The 17,043-nt window shown below is 71.5% G+C and carries 13 protein-coding genes and 1 riboswitch; of the genes, 8 read left to right on the top strand and 5 right to left on the bottom strand.

Translation table 11 applies throughout. The features are described 5' to 3' along the window. The first annotated feature begins 292 nt into the window (after positions 1-292). Positions 293-3,301, top strand: coding sequence for an ATP-binding protein (locus tag ABT048_RS27815; RefSeq protein ID WP_350524252.1), 3,009 nt, complete (start codon positions 293-295; stop codon positions 3,299-3,301). A gap of 273 nt (positions 3,302-3,574) precedes the next feature. Further along, the gene (locus ABT048_RS27820; RefSeq protein ID WP_350524253.1) at positions 3,575-4,639 is read left to right on the top strand and encodes an aldose epimerase family protein; all 1,065 of its coding nucleotides are present in this window, start codon (positions 3,575-3,577) and stop codon (positions 4,637-4,639) included. A 103-nt stretch (positions 4,640-4,742) separates the two neighbouring features. Here ABT048_RS27820 and ABT048_RS27825 read toward each other — a convergent pair whose 3' ends face one another. Beyond that, entirely contained in the window at positions 4,743-5,246 is a 504-nt protein-coding gene (locus tag ABT048_RS27825) for a GNAT family N-acetyltransferase (RefSeq protein ID WP_350524254.1), read from the bottom strand. 308 nt (positions 5,247-5,554) lie between these two features. Between ABT048_RS27825 and ABT048_RS27830 the strand changes: the two genes are divergently transcribed. The 5 genes from ABT048_RS27830 to ABT048_RS27850 all read left to right on the top strand — a co-directional run bounded on the left by ABT048_RS27830 (position 5,555) and on the right by ABT048_RS27850 (position 11,766). Beyond that, positions 5,555-6,832, top strand: a complete 1,278-nt coding sequence (locus ABT048_RS27830; RefSeq protein ID WP_350524255.1) for an extracellular solute-binding protein — start codon at positions 5,555-5,557, stop codon at positions 6,830-6,832. Positions 6,833-6,992: 160 nt separating this feature from the next. Beyond that, positions 6,993-7,994, top strand: a complete 1,002-nt coding sequence (locus ABT048_RS27835; RefSeq protein WP_350524256.1) for a carbohydrate ABC transporter permease — start codon at positions 6,993-6,995, stop codon at positions 7,992-7,994. A gap of 40 nt (positions 7,995-8,034) precedes the next feature. After that, entirely contained in the window at positions 8,035-8,940 is a 906-nt protein-coding gene (locus tag ABT048_RS27840; protein ID WP_350524257.1) for a sugar ABC transporter permease, read from the top strand. Positions 8,941-9,005: 65 nt separating this feature from the next. Then, on the top strand, positions 9,006-10,721 hold the full coding sequence (locus ABT048_RS27845; protein ID WP_350524258.1) for a glycoside hydrolase family 13 protein: 1,716 nt from the start codon (positions 9,006-9,008) through the stop codon (positions 10,719-10,721). Between the two features lie 25 nt (positions 10,722-10,746). Further along, on the top strand, positions 10,747-11,766 hold the full coding sequence (locus ABT048_RS27850) for a LacI family DNA-binding transcriptional regulator (protein ID WP_350524259.1): 1,020 nt from the start codon (positions 10,747-10,749) through the stop codon (positions 11,764-11,766). A gap of 112 nt (positions 11,767-11,878) precedes the next feature. On the opposite strand, the gene ABT048_RS27855 is transcribed toward ABT048_RS27850, so the two are convergent. The 3 genes from ABT048_RS27855 to ABT048_RS27865 all read right to left on the bottom strand — a co-directional run bounded on the left by ABT048_RS27855 (position 11,879) and on the right by ABT048_RS27865 (position 15,183). Then, positions 11,879-12,082, bottom strand: coding sequence for a hypothetical protein (locus tag ABT048_RS27855; RefSeq protein ID WP_350524260.1), 204 nt, complete (start codon positions 12,080-12,082; stop codon positions 11,879-11,881). 247 nt (positions 12,083-12,329) lie between these two features. Continuing rightward, positions 12,330-13,586 (bottom strand): transglycosylase family protein, encoded by a 1,257-nt coding sequence (locus ABT048_RS27860; protein WP_502894086.1) that lies wholly within the window; start codon positions 13,584-13,586, stop codon positions 12,330-12,332. A 7-nt stretch (positions 13,587-13,593) separates the two neighbouring features. Further along, positions 13,594-13,755, bottom strand: a riboswitch (cyclic di-AMP (ydaO/yuaA leader). A gap of 468 nt (positions 13,756-14,223) precedes the next feature. Next, a complete protein-coding gene (locus ABT048_RS27865; RefSeq protein WP_350524262.1) occupies positions 14,224-15,183 on the bottom strand; it encodes a sirohydrochlorin chelatase family protein in 960 nt (319 codons plus the stop codon). A 559-nt stretch (positions 15,184-15,742) separates the two neighbouring features. Here ABT048_RS27865 and ABT048_RS27870 point away from each other — a divergent pair. Next, entirely contained in the window at positions 15,743-16,006 is a 264-nt protein-coding gene (locus tag ABT048_RS27870) for a DUF397 domain-containing protein (RefSeq protein ID WP_350524263.1), read from the top strand. Positions 16,007-16,432: 426 nt separating this feature from the next. Here the strand turns inward: ABT048_RS27870 and ABT048_RS27875 are convergent, their stop codons facing one another. Further along, on the bottom strand, positions 16,433-17,014 hold the full coding sequence (locus ABT048_RS27875; protein ID WP_350524264.1) for an ATP-binding protein: 582 nt from the start codon (positions 17,012-17,014) through the stop codon (positions 16,433-16,435). Between the last annotated feature and the right edge of the window lie 29 nt (positions 17,015-17,043).

Consider the following 17,043-nt stretch of genomic DNA (forward strand, 5'->3'; position numbering starts at 1 on the left):
GGAGGGTGGGGGCGCTTGTGGTTCGAGCACTGTCTGTGGGGGGAGTTGACACGGGGAGGCTGAGATGGTGAGGGTGGGGTTCGCAAGATCATCTTTGCCTGAGTGCCGTAGGGTATCTGATGTAATGATCGGACGTTAGGGATATAGGGCAATTGCCCTTGGCAAGCTCTCCGAACCCTCACCGTCCGTCCCAGCCTGCACGAATGGCGCACAGTGAGGCCCACGCAGCGCTAACCTCGGCTCCACGCAGTGATGGAGCTGTGACGCGATCGGGCGAGGCGGAGGCGCGACGGTGACCGAGCAGGAGAACGAACTTCGGGCGGGGGCCGGTTCCGGGCGCGACGGTGACGGTACCGCGCCCCGCGTCCGACTGCGCGACCGGGACGCCGAACTGCGCTCGGTGGAGAACGCCGTCGACCGGCTCTGCCGCGAATTCGCCGCCGGCGGCACCGAGATCGGCGACCTGCTCGCGTTCTCCGGCCGCCCCGGCATCGGCAAGACCAGCCTGCTGCAGGAGGTCCGACGGATCGCCAAGCTGCGCGACGGCGCCACCGTGCTGTTCGCCCGAGGCGGCGAACGCCAGTTCAAGGAGCCGTACCACGTGCTGCGCCAGCTGCTCCAGCCGGTGCTCACCGACCTGGCGCCGGACGTGTTCCGCCAGGTCATGGGCACCTGGGAGGAGGTCGTCGGACCGGCCATGGGCCTCAAGCAGCCCAAGGCCGGTGCCCGCCGCCTCGACCCGCAGGGCGTGCGCGACGGCCTCGACTACGTCCTCACCCAGCTCGCCCCGCGCCGCGCGCCGATGGTGATGATCGTCGACGACCTGCACTGGGCCGACGCGGAATCCCTCTCCTGGCTCGCCAAGTTCGCCGTCCGCTCCAGCGAACTGCCCGTCCTGCTGGTCTTCGCCTTCCGCGAGGACGAGAACGACTGGCCCGTCGCGACCCAGGAGTTCCGCCGGGACATCATCGGCCTCAAGGGCCGCAAGCACGAGCTCAACCGGCTCAACCTCAGCTCCGTCACCGACATGATCCGCGCCGAACTCGGCCCCAAGGCCGAGGACGCCTTCTGCTACGAGTTCTGGAACGTCGTCAACGGCAACCCCTTCGAGGTCGTCGCCCTCCTCGACCAGGTCCGCGACCAGGAGCTCGAACCGGTCGAGGAGAACTCCCGGCAGCTGCGCGAACTCGCCGTCGACGCCACCGGGATGACCCTCAAGAGCTGGCTGGACCGGCTCGGCGCCAGCACCCTGCGCTTCGCCTGGGCCTGCGCCATGCTCGGCACCGACATCAGGGTCGACCTCGCCACCCGGATCTCCACCCAGAGCACCGAGGGCGCCCGCGACTCCATCAAGCAGCTGCGCAAGCAGCGCGTGCTCACCCAGGCCCCCAACGGGAACCTCGAATTCGTCCACCCGCTGATCGCCAGCTCGATCTACAACACCATGCCGGACGCCACCCGCCTCGGCATGCACGGCATCGCCGCCGTCGAGATCGAGAACGCCGGACTCGGCCTGCTCGCCGCCTCCCGCCACCTGGTCGAGACCCACTCCGGCGAGGGCGACGACCGGATCGTCAAGAAGCTGCGCCGCGCCGCCGTCGAACACCAGCTGATCGGCGCCCCCGAGGCCGCCCAGCGCTGCCTGCACCGCGCGCTCAACGAGCCGCCCGCCGACGAGATCAAGGCCGAGGTGCTCTACGAACTCGGCTGCTCCGCCCTGCTGACCGACCCCGTCGCCACCGTCAACCAGCTCAAGCTCGCCCTCGACCCGGACGAGGTGCCGCTGCGCCCCGAACTGCGGGTGGACGCCACCTTCCGGCTCTCCGAGGTGCTCGCGCACAGCGGCGAGCTGCGCCAGGCCGCCCTGGTCTGCCAGGACGAGGCGCAGCTCACCGACGACCCGGCCGGGCGACAGCGGCTGCAGGCCGCCTCGTTCATGTGGCACGCCTTCCGCAAGTCCGAGGAGGACGGCCCCGGCCGCTCCGCCCGGCTCGGCGCGATGTGCGGCAGCCTGACCGGCCAGGAAGCCGCCGACCGGGCCGTGCTCGCCATGCGGGCCTGGGACCTCACCCTGCGCGGCGCCCCCTCCGCCGACGCGCTCGCCCTCGCCGACAGGGTGCTCGACGGCGGCCGGCTGCCCAAGGGCCTCGGCTGGACCGACACCACCTGGGGCTTCGAACTGCCCTCGATGCTCGGCCTCACGTACATCTACAACGACCGCGTCGCCCAGGCCGAGCGACTGGCCGCCGACGCCATCATCCAGTTCGAGGTGGCCGGCTGGAGCGGAGCCCACCGGGGCTTCGCGTACTTCCTGATGGGGCTGGCCCGGTTCCGCCGCGGCCTGCTCGCCGAGGCCGAGGACTTCCTGCGCCGGGCGTACCGCATCTCCGAGCGGATCGGGCAGAGGCTGCCGCTGGCCTGGGACGCGGTCGGCGTGCTGGTGGACACCCTGATCGCCCGCGGCCGGGTCGACGAGGCCTGGGAGCTGGCCAACGACTTCGGCTTCCACCCGCCGTACCACGCGACCGCCATGGTGCTGCCGGACGCGGCCTCGCTGTACGGGAAGCTGCTGATCGCCAAGGGCCGGCACGCGGGCGCGGCCGCCGCGCTCACCGAGGCCGGCACCCAGCTGGAGATCCGCGGCTGGCGCAACACCGTCTGGGCGCCCTGGGCCGGCCACCTCGCAGTCGCGATCGCGGAGGACGAGCCCGAGCGCGCCCGCGAGTACGCCCAGACGGCCGTCCGGCACGCCCGCACCTTCGGCACCGCCTCGGCGATCGGCAGCGCGCTGCGGCTTCAGGCGTACGTCGAGGACGGCCAGCAGGCGGTCGAGCTGCTGGAGCAGGCCGTGATGCACCTCGGACAGTCCCCGGCCGGCTACGAGCACGCCGTCGCACTGGTCGACCTCGGCGCCGCGCTGCGCCGGGTCGGGCGGCTGGAGGACGCCCAGGAGTACCTGTACCAGGGCATCGAGCTGGCCCAGCACTGCTCGGCGGAGGGGCTGGTCGAACAGGCGCGGCGGGAGCTGGCCAACTACGGCCTGCGGCCCAACCGGCTCGGGCTGCGCGACTTCCGGGACACCCTGGACACGCTCAGCGGCCCGGAACTGGAGGTCGCCCGGCAGGCGGTGCAGGGCCTGCCGCCGCAGCGGATCGCCGAGGAGCTCGGCCTGCACATCAGCCTGGTGAACAGGCGGCTGGCGGCCGTCTACCGCAAGGCGGGGAGCGGGCCGGACGGGCTGGCCTCGGCGCTCGGGCTGCAGCAGCAGCGGGAGGCGAGCCGGGCGGAGGACGAGGAGTAGGGGGGCGGCGGTCCGCGCGGCGGTGGCTCGTCGTGCGGCCGCTCCTTGTGGGGCGGCTTGTCGTGCGGTGGTGGCAGTGGTGGGCGATGGCGGCCGTGGCAGGTGGCGGTCGGTCAGGGCGGGTACAGCGTAAGGGCGGAGCGCGCCGGTGCCGCTGCGCCCGGGTGGCCGCCGCCGTCGATAGGCTGACGGAGACGGGGCTGCCGAGGCACCCTCGACGGACCAGGAAGCGGCCGGGCGCGGAGTGCTCCGGCCGACAGTGAGGAGCAGGCCATGGCGAGCGAGGCCACCAGTGTTCGACACGAACACCTCGAACCCTCGGGCGCGGGCGCCGCGATCGAGCGCTGGACGCTCACGGCCGGTCCGTACGAGGCGAGCGTGCTGAACCTCGGTGCCACCCTGCACACCCTGAGCGCACCGGACCGTTCCGGCCGCTCCGCGCAACTGCTGCTCTCCAGCGACGAGTTGGCCCAGCTCCTGGGCCCGGCCCGGCACTACGGCACGGTGGTCGGCCGGTACGCCAACCGGATCGACCGCTCGTCGGTCACCGTCGACGACGAGGAGTACCCGCTCGCCCCCACCGGCGGCGGCATGACCATCCACGGCGGGCCGGACGGCTTCGCGCACCGGATGTGGGAGGCCGAGGCGGTGGAGGGCGGGGTGCGGCTGCGGCTGCACAGCCCGGACGGCGACCAGGGCTTCCCCGGCGCCCTGGACGTGACCGTCGACTACACGCTCGACGCCTCCGGCGAGCTGGTGATCGCCTACCGCGCGGTCACCACCAAGCCGACCGTCGTCAACCTGACCAACCACGCGTACTTCAACCTCGCGGGTGAAGGCAACGGCGACGTCCTCGGCCACCTGCTGACCCTGGACGCCGACGAGTACACCCCGGCCGACGAGCGTCAGGTCCCGACCGGGCGGACGGAGCCGGTGGCCGGCACGCCGTTCGACTTCACGGTGGCCACGCCGATCGGCAAGTCGGTGCACGACCGGCACCCGCAGCTGGTCGGGCCCGGCGGCTACGACCACAACTGGGTGCTGCGGGAGCGGCCCGCGGACGGCAGCCCGGCGCGGGCGGCGCTGCTGGAGGACCCGGTCAGCGGCCGCACCCTGGAGGTGCTGACCACCGAGCCGGGCGTCCAGGTCTACACGGCGAACAAGTTCCAGGGCGCGGTCACCGGTGCGAGCGGCGTCCCGTACGGGCCGTTCGCCGGGGTCGCGCTGGAGACCCAGCACTTCCCGGACTCCCCGCACCACCCGGCGTTCCCGAGCACGGTGGTGCGGCCGGGGGAGGAGTTCCGCTCCACGACCGTGCTGCGGCTGGGGACGAACTAGCCCGTCACGGTCAGGGCCGGGGACCCGAACTAGCCCGTCACGGTCAGGGCCGGGGACCTGCCCGCAGCTGTGGCCCCGGCCAACGGCAGGGCCGCGGGCAGGATCACGGCCGCAGGTCCCGGCGCATGCAGAGCCGGGGCCAGCGGTCCAGGCCGTGCTCGGCCTCCTGGCGCCGGATCTCGCGCAGGCCCGGGGTGACCTCGGCGTCGCTCAGCGGGCGGAAGCCGCAGCGCGCGTAGTAGGGGGCGTTCCAGGGCACCTCGGCGAAGGTGGTGAGGGTGAGCGCCGGGGCGTCGGTGGTCCCGGCGAGGTGCTCGATCAGCGCCCGGCCGATGCCGCGGCGGGCGTGGTCGGGGTGGACGGAGACCTGCTCGATGTGCATCGCGCCGTCCACGGGCTCGGCCAGCAGGTAGGCGGCGATCGTGCCGTCGGGGGCCTCGGCGACCAGGGCGACGCCCCGTTGCAGGTAGTGCGCCAGCTCCTCCGGGGCCGGGGGCTCGTCCTCGGCGACCTCCGGCATGCCGATCGCGGCGAAGGGGGCGCCGGCGGCCCGTTCCAGCTCGGCGAGCAGCGGAAGTTCGTCCTCGGTGACGGTCCTGATGCGCATGCGTCCAGTCTGCGCCAGGCGGCTTTCAGCCACGCACGGTGGTTCCGTCGGCCACCCGGCAGCGGTCCGAATCGGACGAACCGGGGCAATCGGCGTGGGCGTCAACTACCGAGTGGCAACGTCCAGGACACGCGGATGTAACGATCCCCGTTTCTTGCAGAAACTTGCTGCAAGGACTTTCCGTCGATCTTTCACCGCTGTTAACTTCCTTCCAGCCCGACGGCAGCAAGGATGCGGTCGGCACGAGGCAGCCATTATGCGCCTGTCTCCGAAGATCTCGGGCACCCCCACCCTCCCAAGGAGTTCTCATGCGGCGTGGCATCGCGGCCTCTGCCCTCGTTGTGGCCCTCGCGGTCTCGATGGCTGCCTGTGGCAGCAGCGGCTCCAGCTCGGACGGCAAGGCCGACGGGCCGGTCACCCTCACGTACTGGGACACTTCGAACGCCACCAACGAGGCGCCGAACTACCAGGAGCTCGTCAAGAAGTTCGAGGCCGCCAACCCGAACATCAAGGTCGACTTCGTCAACGTCCCGTTCGACCAGGCGCAGAACAAGCTCCAGACCGCCATGGGGGCCAAGGGCGCTCCGGACGTGTTCCGCTCCGAGGTCGGCTGGACCGCCGCCTTCGCCAAGGCCGGCTACCTGGAGCCGCTGGACGGCACCCCGGCCGCCGCCGACACCTCCGCCTTCCAGCCCAGCCTGATCCAGCAGGCCAAGTACGAGGGCAAGCTGTACGGCGTCCCGCTGGTCACCGACACCCTGGGCCTGCTCTACAACAAGGAGCTGTTCGCCAAGGCCGGCATCACCGAGGCGCCGAAGACCTGGGACGAGCTGAAGGCCGACGCCGCCGCCGTCAAGGACAAGGCGGGCGTGGACGGCTTCTGGCTGAAGGCCGCCGACGGCTACTACGCGATGCCGTTCCTGTTCGGCGAGGGCACCGACACCGTCGACGCCGCCGGCAAGAAGATCACCGTCACCTCGCCGGAGGCCGTCAAGGCCGTCGAGACCTACAAGTCGATGTTCACCTCGCCCGGCACCGCCAAGGCCGACGTCACCACCGACGCCTACGCGCACATGATGGACGCCTTCAACAGCGGCAAGGTCGCGGCGATCATCCAGGGCCCCTGGGAGATCACCAACATCTACAAGGGCTCGGCCTTCGCCGACAAGACCAACCTCGGCATCGCGGCCGTCCCCGGCGGCTCCGCGGGCAAGGCCGGCGCCCCGACCGGCGGTCACAACATCGCCGTCTACGCCGGTGCCGACAAGGCCCACAAGGCCGCCGCCGAGAAGTTCGCCGCCTTCATGACCTCGGCCGAGAGCCAGGCGTTCATCGCGCAGAAGAACTCCACCCTGCCGACCCGCTCCGACGCCTTCACCGCCGACGTCAAGGCCGACCCGGGCATCGCCGGCTTCCAGGGCATCCTGAGCAGCGCCAAGCCGCGCCCCGAACTGCCCGAGTACAGCTCGCTGTTCGCCTCGCTGGGCACCAACCTGGGCAAGGCCGTCCAGGGCACCGGTACCCAGGACGCGCTGAACACCGTCGCCACCGACTACGCCAAGCTCCTGCCGGGCTTCGCCAAGTAGTCCCCGTGCCCGGTCCGTCGGATGACGGCTGACGGATGACGGCGAACGGATAACAGAGAACAGATTTCATCATCTGTCAGTTGTCCGCCGTCATCCGTCGCCTCCCCGACGGGCCGGGCCGTCGGCCTCCCCCGAGAATCCCCCCGAGAAGGTGCAAACGATGTCAGTCGCCGTGCAGGGCGCCACCGGCAAGGGCAGCCGGGAGCGCGAGCAGCGTCCGGGCCTGCTGGAACGCGTCAAGCGCTCCTACGCCAAGCACTGGTACGCCTATGCGATGATCGCCCCGGTCGTCCTGGTGCTCGGCGTGCTGGTGCTCTACCCGCTCGTCGAGGGCATCTGGCTCACCCTCACCGACGCCAACAGCCTCAACGTCGCCCGCACGATCGGCGTCAACGAGATCCCGGCCAGCTACAACTTCGTCGGCTTCCACAACTACGCCGACATCCTGTGGGGCCCCGGCTCGTACGACCGCTTCTGGTCGCACTTCGTCTGGACCATCGCCTGGACGGCGATCTGCGTCTTCCTGCACTACACCCTCGGCCTGGGCCTCGCCCTGCTGCTCAACAAGAAGCTGCGCGGGCGCGCCTTCTACCGGATGATGCTCATCCTGCCCTGGGCCGTGCCCACCTTCGTCACGGTCTTCTCCTGGCGCCTGATGCTCTCCGACGGCGGCGTCGTCAACGGGATCCTCTCCTCCCTGCACCTGCCCGAGCCCGGCTGGCTCACCGACCCGTGGGCGCAGAAGGCGGCCGCGATCCTGGTCAACACCTGGGCCGGCGTGCCGTTCATGATGATCTCGCTGCTCGGCGGCCTGCAGTCGATCCCGGCCGAGCTCTACGAGGCCGCCGAGATGGACGGCGCCACCCCCTGGCAGCGCTTCCGCCACGTCACCATGCCCGGGCTGCGCAGCGTCTCCTCCACCGTCGTCCTGCTCGGCGTGATCTGGACGTTCAACCAGTTCAACGTCATCTTCCTGCTGTTCGGCACCGGTGCGCCCGACGCCCAGCTGCTGGTCACCTGGGCCTACCGCCTCGGCTTCGGCCAGATCCCCCGGGACTACGCGCAGTCCGCCGCGTACGGCGTGATCCTGCTGTCCATCCTGATCGTCTTCACCGCCTTCTACCGGCGCTGGCTCGCCCGCAACGAGCAGGCCAACGGCTGAGGCCCCGGACCCAGTTGACCCACGAAGGCAGGTAACCCCGATGAGCACCACCACCGAACGCCCGGCCCCCGCGGCGACCGCCGCCCCGGCCGCCCGGCCGGCCAAGGTCCGCCGCCGCGGCGAGAGCAGCCCGCTGGTCCGGGCGCTGTCCCACGGCACCCTGATCGTGGCCAGCCTGATCGCGCTGTTCCCGGTCGCGTGGATCCTCTTCGTCTCACTCGGCCCGGACAAGACCGACTACCTCCACCCGGGCCAGATCTTCGACAAGCTGACGCTGTCGAACTACCAGCACGTGCTGTCCGACACCGACTTCTTCACCTGGTTCGGCAACGCCCTGCTGGTCTCCGGCATCACCACCGTGTTCGGCGTCATGCTCGCCGCCACCACCGGCTACGCCGTCTCCCGGATGAAGTTCCCCGGACACAAGCCGCTGATGTGGTCGCTGCTGGTGACCCAGATGTTCCCGATCGCGGTGCTCATCGTGCCGATGTACACGATGCTCTCCGAACTCGGCCTGCTGGACAGCTACACCGGTCTGATCCTGGTCTACTCGACCACCACCGTGCCGTACTGCGCCTGGCTGCTGAAGGGCTACTTCGACACCATCCCGGTGGAGATCGACGAGGCCGGCCGGGTCGACGGGCTCACCCCGTTCGGCACCTTCTGGCGGCTGGTGCTGCCGCTCGCCCGCCCGGGCCTGGCCGTCGCCGCCTTCTACTCCTTCCTCACCTACTGGGCCGAGGTGCCGTTCGCCTCGACGTTCATGCTCAGCTCGGACAAGTACACGCTGGCCGTCGGCCTGCAGACCTTCGTCAGCGAGCACGACGCCCAGTGGAACCTGATGGCTGCCACCGCCGTGCTGATCGCGATCCCGTCCGCGGCCTTCTTCTACCTGGTGCAGCGCCACCTGGTCACCGGCCTGACCGCCGGTGCCTCCAAGTCGTGACGCCTGCCGCGACACACCTCGCGCGCAAGGCCCCCCGCTCCTCCGATCCCCAAGGGATACCGTCCATGACCCAGAACCTGGCCGACACCTCCCGGCCTGTCGCCGACACCGCTCACGAGGCGGCCACCCCGGCTCCTGCGGCGGGCGGCGTGCACAGAGACTGGTGGCGGGACGCGGTCATCTACCAGGTGTACCCGCGCAGCTTCGCCGACTCCAACGGCGACGGCATGGGCGACCTGCCCGGTATCCGCAGCCGTCTGCCGTACCTGCGCGACCTGGGCGTGGACGCCGTCTGGCTCTCGCCGTTCTACGCCTCGCCGCAGGCGGACGCCGGCTACGACGTCGCCGACTACCGCGCGGTGGACCCGATGTTCGGCACCCTGCTGGACGCCGACGCCCTGATCCGGGACGCCCACGGGCTGGGGCTGCGGATCATCGTCGACCTGGTCCCCAACCACTCCTCGGACCAGCACGAGTGGTTCCAGCGCGCCCTGCGCGAGGGCCCCGACTCCCCGCTGCGCGACCGCTACCACTTCCGTCCCGGCAAGGGCGAGAAGGGCGAACTGCCGCCCAACGACTGGGAGTCCATCTTCGGCGGCCCGGCCTGGACCCGCACCGAGAACCCGGACGGCACCCCCGGCGACTGGTACCTGCACCTGTTCGCCCCCGAGCAGCCCGACTTCAACTGGGAGAACCGCGCCGTCGCCGACGAGTTCCGCTCGATCCTGCGGTTCTGGCTCGACATGGGCGTGGACGGCTTCCGCATCGACGTCGCCCACGGCCTGGTCAAGGCCCCCGGCCTGCCCGACCTCGGCGGCTCCGACCAGCTCAAGCTGCTCGGCAACGACGTCATGCCGTTCTTCGACCAGGACGGCGTGCACGAGATCTACCGCAGCTGGCGCAAGATCCTCGACGAGTACCCGGGCCAGCGGATCGGCGTCGCCGAGGCCTGGACCCCGACCGTCCAGCGCACCGCCAACTACGTCCGCCCCGACGAGCTGCACCAGGCCTTCAACTTCCAGTACCTGGGCACCGATTGGGAGGCCGCCGCGCTGCGCGAGGTGATCGACCTCTCGCTCGACTCGATGCGTCCGGTCGACGCCCCCACCACCTGGGTGCTGTCCAACCACGACGTCACCCGGCACGCCACCCGCTTCGGCAACGAGCCCGGCCTCGGCACCCAGATCCGCACCGCCGGCGACCGCGAGCTCGGTCTGCGCCGCGCCCGTGCCGCCACCCTGCTGATGCTCGCGCTGCCCGGCTCCGCGTACGTCTACCAGGGCGAGGAGCTCGGCCTGCCCGACGTCACCGACCTGCCCGACGAGGTGCGCCAGGACCCGTCGTTCTTCCGCCAGGCCGGACAGGACGGCTACCGCGACGGCTGCCGCGTCCCGATCCCGTGGTCCGGCACCGAGGCCCCGTACGGCTTCGGCCCGGTGGCCGGCGGGCCGTCCTGGCTGCCGCAGCCCGCCGCCTGGGCGGAGTTGAGCGTCGAGGCGCAGACCGGCGACCCGTCCTCCACCCTGGAGCTCTACCGCAGCGCCCTGGCCCTCCGCCGGGCGACGGCCGACCTCGGCGCCGGCACGGAGGTCGAGTGGCTGGACGGCCCCGAGGGCACCCTCGCCTTCCGCCGCGGGTCCTTCGTGTGCACCGTGAACACCACCGGCGAGCCGGTGCGGATCGCGGCCCCGGGTACCCTGCTGCTCGCCTCGGCCGACCTCGTGGTGGACGGCGGCGAGACGGTGCTCGCTCCGGACAGCACCGGCTGGTGGGCGGTCTGACGTGGTTGCAATAGGCTCTGGGACCGTGACTACGGCGCGACTCTCAGACATCGCGGCACAGGCGGGGGTCAGCGAAGCCACCGTCTCCCGCGTGCTCAACGGCAAGGCGAACGTCTCCGCCGCCACCCGGCAGACGGTGTTGGCCGCGCTCGACGTGCTCGGCTACGAGCGTCCGACCCGGCTGCGCCAGCGCAGCGCCGGGCTGATCGGGCTGATCACACCGGAGTTGAGCAATCCGATCTTCCCGGCACTGGCGCAGGTGATCGAGCAGGTGCTCAGCCGGCACGGCTTCACGCCGGTGCTGTGCACCCAGACACCGGGCGGATCCACCGAGGACGAACTGGTGGAGATGCTGGTCGACCGGGGCGTGGCGGGCATCGTCTTCGTCTCCGGACTGCACGCCGACACCACGGCCGACCACGACCGCTACGCGCGACTGGCCGGGCGCGGGGTGCCGTTCGTGCTGATCAACGGCTTCAGCGAGAAGATCGACGCGCCGTTCATCTCGCCGGACGACCGGGCCGCGATGTGGATGGCCGTCCAGCACCTGGCCGAACTCGGCCACGAGCGGATCGGGCTGGCCGTCGGGCAGCGCCGGTACGTGCCCGTGCTGCGCAAGATAGAAGGCTTCACGGCGGCGATGCGGGAGGTGCTCGGGCGCACCCAGGAGGAGGCCGAGAACCTCGTCCACCACACGCTGTTCAGCGTGGAGGGCGGACACGCGGCGGCCGGCGCGCTGCTCGACAAGGGCTGCACGGCGATCGTCTGCGGGAGCGACATGATGGCGCTCGGGGCGATCCGGGCGGTGCGGCAGCGCGGCCTGTCGGTGCCGCAGGACGTGTCGGTGGTCGGGTTCGACGACTCGCCGCTGATCGCCTTCACCGAGCCGCCGTTGACCACGATCCGCCAGCCGGTCGAGGCGATGGCCACGGCGGCGGTGGACGCACTGCTGGAGGAGGTCGGCGGGAACGCCGTCCAGCGCGGCGAGTTCATGTTCCAGCCGGAGCTGGTGATGCGCGGGTCCACCGGGGCCTGCGCGCGCTGAGCGCCGGCCGCAGGGCCGAGGGAAGGGCCCCGGAGGGCAGTTGCTCTCCGGGGCCCTTCGGCGTGCCTGTGCGCGGCCCTGCTCGGCAGCGCTCGGCAGATCTCGACTGCGCTCAGCCGTGCTCGGTGTCGCCGGTGCGGTCCTGGGCGAGGCGGTTGCCGTCGGCCGGGTCGCCGGTGCGGGCCTCGGTGCGGCGGCCGCGGGCCAGGTAGTCGCGCAGGACCAGTTCGACGGCGTCCTGCGGGTTCGTGGTACCGGAGAGCATCATCGCGTCGATCGCGAGGTTCGCGTCGAGCGTGACGGTGACCTGGGCCATGTGACTCCTCCTCGGGTGCAGAGCAGCAGCATGCCCGTTCGGGTCCGGTTCCACCACGGGGATACGCCGCGACCCCCGGGGAGGAGCGACCAGACTCTTCCCCGGGGGTGGCGGGTGATCAGTGTTCGGTTGGCGACGGCCGACGGCCGACGGCCCGCGATCTGCGGACGACGGATGACAGCTGACAGATGTTGAAATCTGTCAGCTGTCAGCTGTCAGCTGTCTGCCGTCAGCCGTCTCGCCGTGCTCAGACCCGGCCGGCGAAGTCCGGGGCCCAGTTGGCGACGGTCTGCTCGCGCACACCCGCGCTCGGGTTGGCGGCCTCGACGTACTTGCCGCCACCGACGTAGATCGCGACGTGGTAGACGCCCGAGTCCTTGCCGTTGTTGGACCAGAACAGCAGGTCGCCCGGCTGCAGGCTGTCCAGCGAGACGTGGGTGCTGGCGGCGGCCTGGTCGGCGGCGACGCGCGGGACGGAGATGCCCGCGGCGCGCAGGGCGGCCTGGGTCAGGCCGGAGCAGTCCCAGCCGCCGTTGCCGGTGCCGCCGTAGACGTACGCCTGGCCGACCTTGGACTCGGCGAAGGCGACCGCGGCGGCCATGCTGCCGCTGGCGGCCGGGGCCTGCGCCGGGGCCTGGGCGGCCGGGGTCTGGGTCTGGGCGACCGGCTTGGCGTTCACGGAACCGCCGTTCGCGGACTGACCGGACTTCTGCGAGCGGTTGAACCAGGTGAAGTCCGAGCCGGACTTGTCCGAGGAGGCGGACTGCTGGGTCTGGCCGTGGTCACCGAAGGTCAGGTGCTGGCCCGGGTAGATGGTGTTCGGGCCGTCGGTCAGGGTGCTGCGGTTGAGCTCGTACAGCCGCTCCCAGCCGCCCTGGACGTTGTGCTTGTCCGCGATCGAGGACAGCCAGTCGCCCTCGACCACGGTGTAGTCGTCGCTCTGGGCGGCCTGCTGGCGCTTCTGGGCCCAGGTGCCGGCGGCGGAGTCGGCGGCGTCCTGGGCGGGCGCGGCCGGCTTGGCGGGCTTGGCCGCCGGGGCCGGGGTCTGGGTCTGGGCGGCGGGCTTGGCAGCCGGAGCGGCCGGGGCGGCCGGGGCGGCAGCGGCCGAGGTGTCGACGGCGGCGGGGGTGCCGCCCTTGGTCAGGCCGGCCTTGACGGAGCAGACGGGCCAGGCGCCGGGGCCCTGCGAGGCGAGGACCTTCTCCGCGACGGCGATCTGCTGGTCCTTGGTGGCCAGGTCGGCGCGCGAGGCGTAGGCGGTGCCGCCGAAGGCGGACCAGGTGCTCTGGGTGAACTGGAGGCCGCCGTAGAAGCCGTTGCCGGTGTTGATGCTCCAGTTGCCGCTGCTCTCGCACTGGGCGACCTTGTCCCAGGTCGCGACAGAGGCGGCGGAGGCGGTGCCGGAGACGAGGCACGGGACGGTGAGGCCGACGCCCGCGACGCCGATGGCGGCGATCACGCGGCGGGTGCGGCTGGACAGACGGGTGCCGTTGGTGGGCAGCATGAAGACGCGGTCCTCTCCCACGCCTGCGAGGTGAGCTGTCGGATTCGGGCCGGAGTTGCCCGGCCGCGCGTGAGCGCGGCTTCACCCCTAGCCCTGAACCGTTCCTGGGAGCGGTCCGGGGCGACTTACCTGTGGGTCCCCCGCTCCTGCCGTGGTGCGTTTTCGCGCTGCCAGGACATCCGACGGCAGGACTCGGCGTCGCGGATGAACTGGGTCCGTGTGGTCACGAACGGGGAGCACGTTAAGCAGACTTAAGTTCAAACTGCAAATAGCTGTGACGCGCATCACGGATTAGTGGGTAGTGCCAAATTGGCGGCTAATCATGATCGTAAATGATCGTTTTTCGGCAATGCGATTGCGGATGCCCACAACTGTCTTTGCCTCAGGAATGGCATGACGGTGTGTCGAAGCGCGAAACGGCGCACCGGTCGAACCAGTGGAGCGGACGTGATTCGAGCGCCCCGGAGTGCGCTCGCCATTCCCCGGCAAACAGCAGCAGAACGGACATTCCATTCATTGTTCGCTTAACTCCGGTAACTCCCGTACGCCGCAAGAGCAGGAAAGCGGGCAAAGCGAAGGGCCCGGAACGCAAACCGTTCCGGGCCCCGTGTGCGCGCCGACGGGCGCGCGGTGTCCGCTACTGTCCGGCAGGCCCCTCGGCGGCCGCGTGGGCGCCACGGGTGCCCTCCACGACCCCCTCGGCCTCGGCGGCGGCCGCCGCCTCCGCCTCGGCCCGCGCCAGCTCCTCCGCGGACGGTGCGGGCAGCGCGGCCAGGTAGGTCGAGGCGATCAGCTGGCCGACGGTCGGGTACGCGCCCAGCGGCGCCGCCGACGGGCAGCCGGTCTCCTCGGCGGCCGCGGCGAGCAGCTCGGAGTCGGCCTCCGGCCCGATCACCAGCGGGGCCAGCGCCGGGCGCTGGGAGCCGGTCTCCTTGAGGTGGTCGACGGCCGCGGCCACCGAGCCGGGCACGTCGAGCGCGGCGGCCACGACCGGCACGGCCAGGCGGGCGGCCAGCAGCACGCCGGTGATGCCGGCTGCGGCGGCGGCGTCCTCGCCGCCGACGGTGGTCAGGACCACGCCGTCCGCGGCGGTCGCGATGGCGAAGAGGCGGGCGCGGTCGGCGCGGGCCAGCCCGGCCTCGGAGAGTCGCACGTGGACGGCCTCGGCGAGCAGCGGGTGCGGGCCGAGCGCGTCGGTGACGGGCGCGCCGTACTCGGCGGCGAGCGCGTGGAGTTCGGGCAGGAAGCCGTGCGGACCGGGCACCAGCGGCACCAGGACGGGCATCGGCAGGCCGGCCTCGGCGGCCGTGGCCAGGAGTTCGGCGACGGTACGGTCCTCGCCGCCCTCACCCTCGGCGGAGTCGCCGGGGAGGTAGCCGACTGCGGCCTGGACGCCGTTCTGCTCGCTGCGGACGATGGAGAGCAGCTCCTCGACGACCGAGCGGGACTCGGGCCCGGCGGCCGTGGGCACGGCGAGCACCAGGGCCGGCGCGCCGGTCGGAATCTCGGGGCGCTCGGGACGACGATGGCGCCCCCGCGCACGGGAGCCTGGAGTGCGGACGGGCAGTGGCGCGCCCGGAATGGCTGCGGTGCTCATGCCGGAGATCGTAGGACATCTGCCCGTCCGGCCTGCAGTCGGCTGCCGTACGGGTTTCGCGCGGCCGCTGTGCGAACCCGGTGTGTCCGCCGCATCGGGTTCGGGCGGTTTGCCTACAATCCGGACATTCCACACCCAACCCCCGTGCGGGCGCGGCTCATTGCCTGGACGTGCCGGACGGGGTGCGGCGTTGCAGTCGCGGCGCGTGAGATGTCTCACAGCCCGGAGGTCGCCTGACGGAGGGTCACGGCGGTGCGACTCCCGGCATTCGAAGATCAACATTAAGCGGGGGGCCGCTCACGGCCGGTTATCGCGACCCCGGTGATTCAGTCGGCTATGTCCGTTTACGTACCGTCAGGAGAAGGCCCCGTGAAGAGTTCGGGGCTGCGGGTGAAAGGCCTCGTGCACCTGCAATGTCCCGTGCTGATGCACGTGCACTGCAGCTATCATCGCGTCAAGTGAGGCGTTGTGCCGGGCCGGTACGGGGCCGGTCCGTTCGTTCGGCGGTGCCGGGGGCGCCGCGCTGGACGACAACTCCGGAGCTCTTCGGGAGACTTCTATGCACGACTCGCAGAACACGCACGGCTCGCACGACACCTACAACGGGATGGCCGCGGCCGATCTCACGGGGGTGGTCTGGCAGAAGAGCCGGCACAGCAACTCCCAGGGCAACTGCGTCGAGTTCGCGGCCCTGCCGGGCGGCGACGTCGCGATGCGCAACTCGCGCTTCCCGGACGGTCCGGCCCTCATCTACACCCGGGCCGAGATCGCCGCCCTGCTGCTGGGGGCCAAGGACGGGGAGTTCGACCACCTGGCGGTCTGACCGGCCGCCGTGCTTCACCATCGGGGGGCCGTCGTGGGTGCCGACACCGCGACGGCCTTTGTCTTTTCGGTCGTCTCCTCCGACTGCTCCGACTGCTCCGACTGCTCCGCCTTTCCGCCTTCGCCGACCGTACCGGTCGCCGCCGGGGCGACGTGATGACGGGGCCTGGCGCAGGGGCCCGGGGCGTGGTCCTCCTGGGGCTTCCCTCGACCGGCCGCTCCGTCCGCCGTCCGGCCCGCTGCAGGGCCTGGTGCGGGAAGGCGTTCCGGGTCGACCACTCGACCGACCACCGCCGGACCGGTCCTCCGACCGATCGCCGAGCCGGTCCTCCGACTGATCGCCGAGCGGGTCCTCCGGCCGACCGCCGGGCCGGTTCCTCGGTCGACCGCACGGCGTCGGGCGCTGCTCGCCACGTGCCGCGGGGCGCTAGGCCGAGCGCCGGTGCCGTCCACCGATGTCGACCGGGCCGCCGAGTGCGTCGAGCGCCCCGCGTCCGCCGATCTCCGGGTGTCCGTCCAGCGGTCCGCGCGCCGGCTCCGCCTCGAACAGGGCCCAGACCACCTTGCCGCTGCCCAGCGGGTGCCAGCCCCAGGAGCGGCTGAACGACTCCACCAGGTGCAGCCCGCGGCCGGATTCGGCGACGAAGTCCGCCTCCCGCGCCACCGGTCCCACGCTGCTCGGGTCGCTCACCGCGCAGACCACCTGGGGCGCGCGGTGCACGAGGCTTATTCGGATCGGCAGCCGCCCGTCCGGGGTGGGCTGTGTGGGAAAGTCGTACTCGCCCGGGGCACCGCCCGTCGGGTCGGGCCGTGCGCCGATCGCATGCCGGAGCGCGTTGGTCACGAGTTCCGACGCCACCAGCGCCACGTCGTCGAACAGCTCCGTCAGTCCCCAGCGCTGGAGCGTGGTCCGGGCGAAGTCGCGCGCGGTTCTGACGGCTTCGAAGCGAGGAGCGAGCGTACAGGTGACCACATGGGGGTCAACCGCCAAAGCCGTACCGGTGCTCATGAAGAGCTCCTCCCATAAGGGGGCGGACA

This window comes from Kitasatospora sp. NPDC096140 (assembly GCF_040303045.1).
In the GTDB taxonomy this organism is placed as follows: domain Bacteria; phylum Actinomycetota; class Actinomycetes; order Streptomycetales; family Streptomycetaceae; genus Kitasatospora.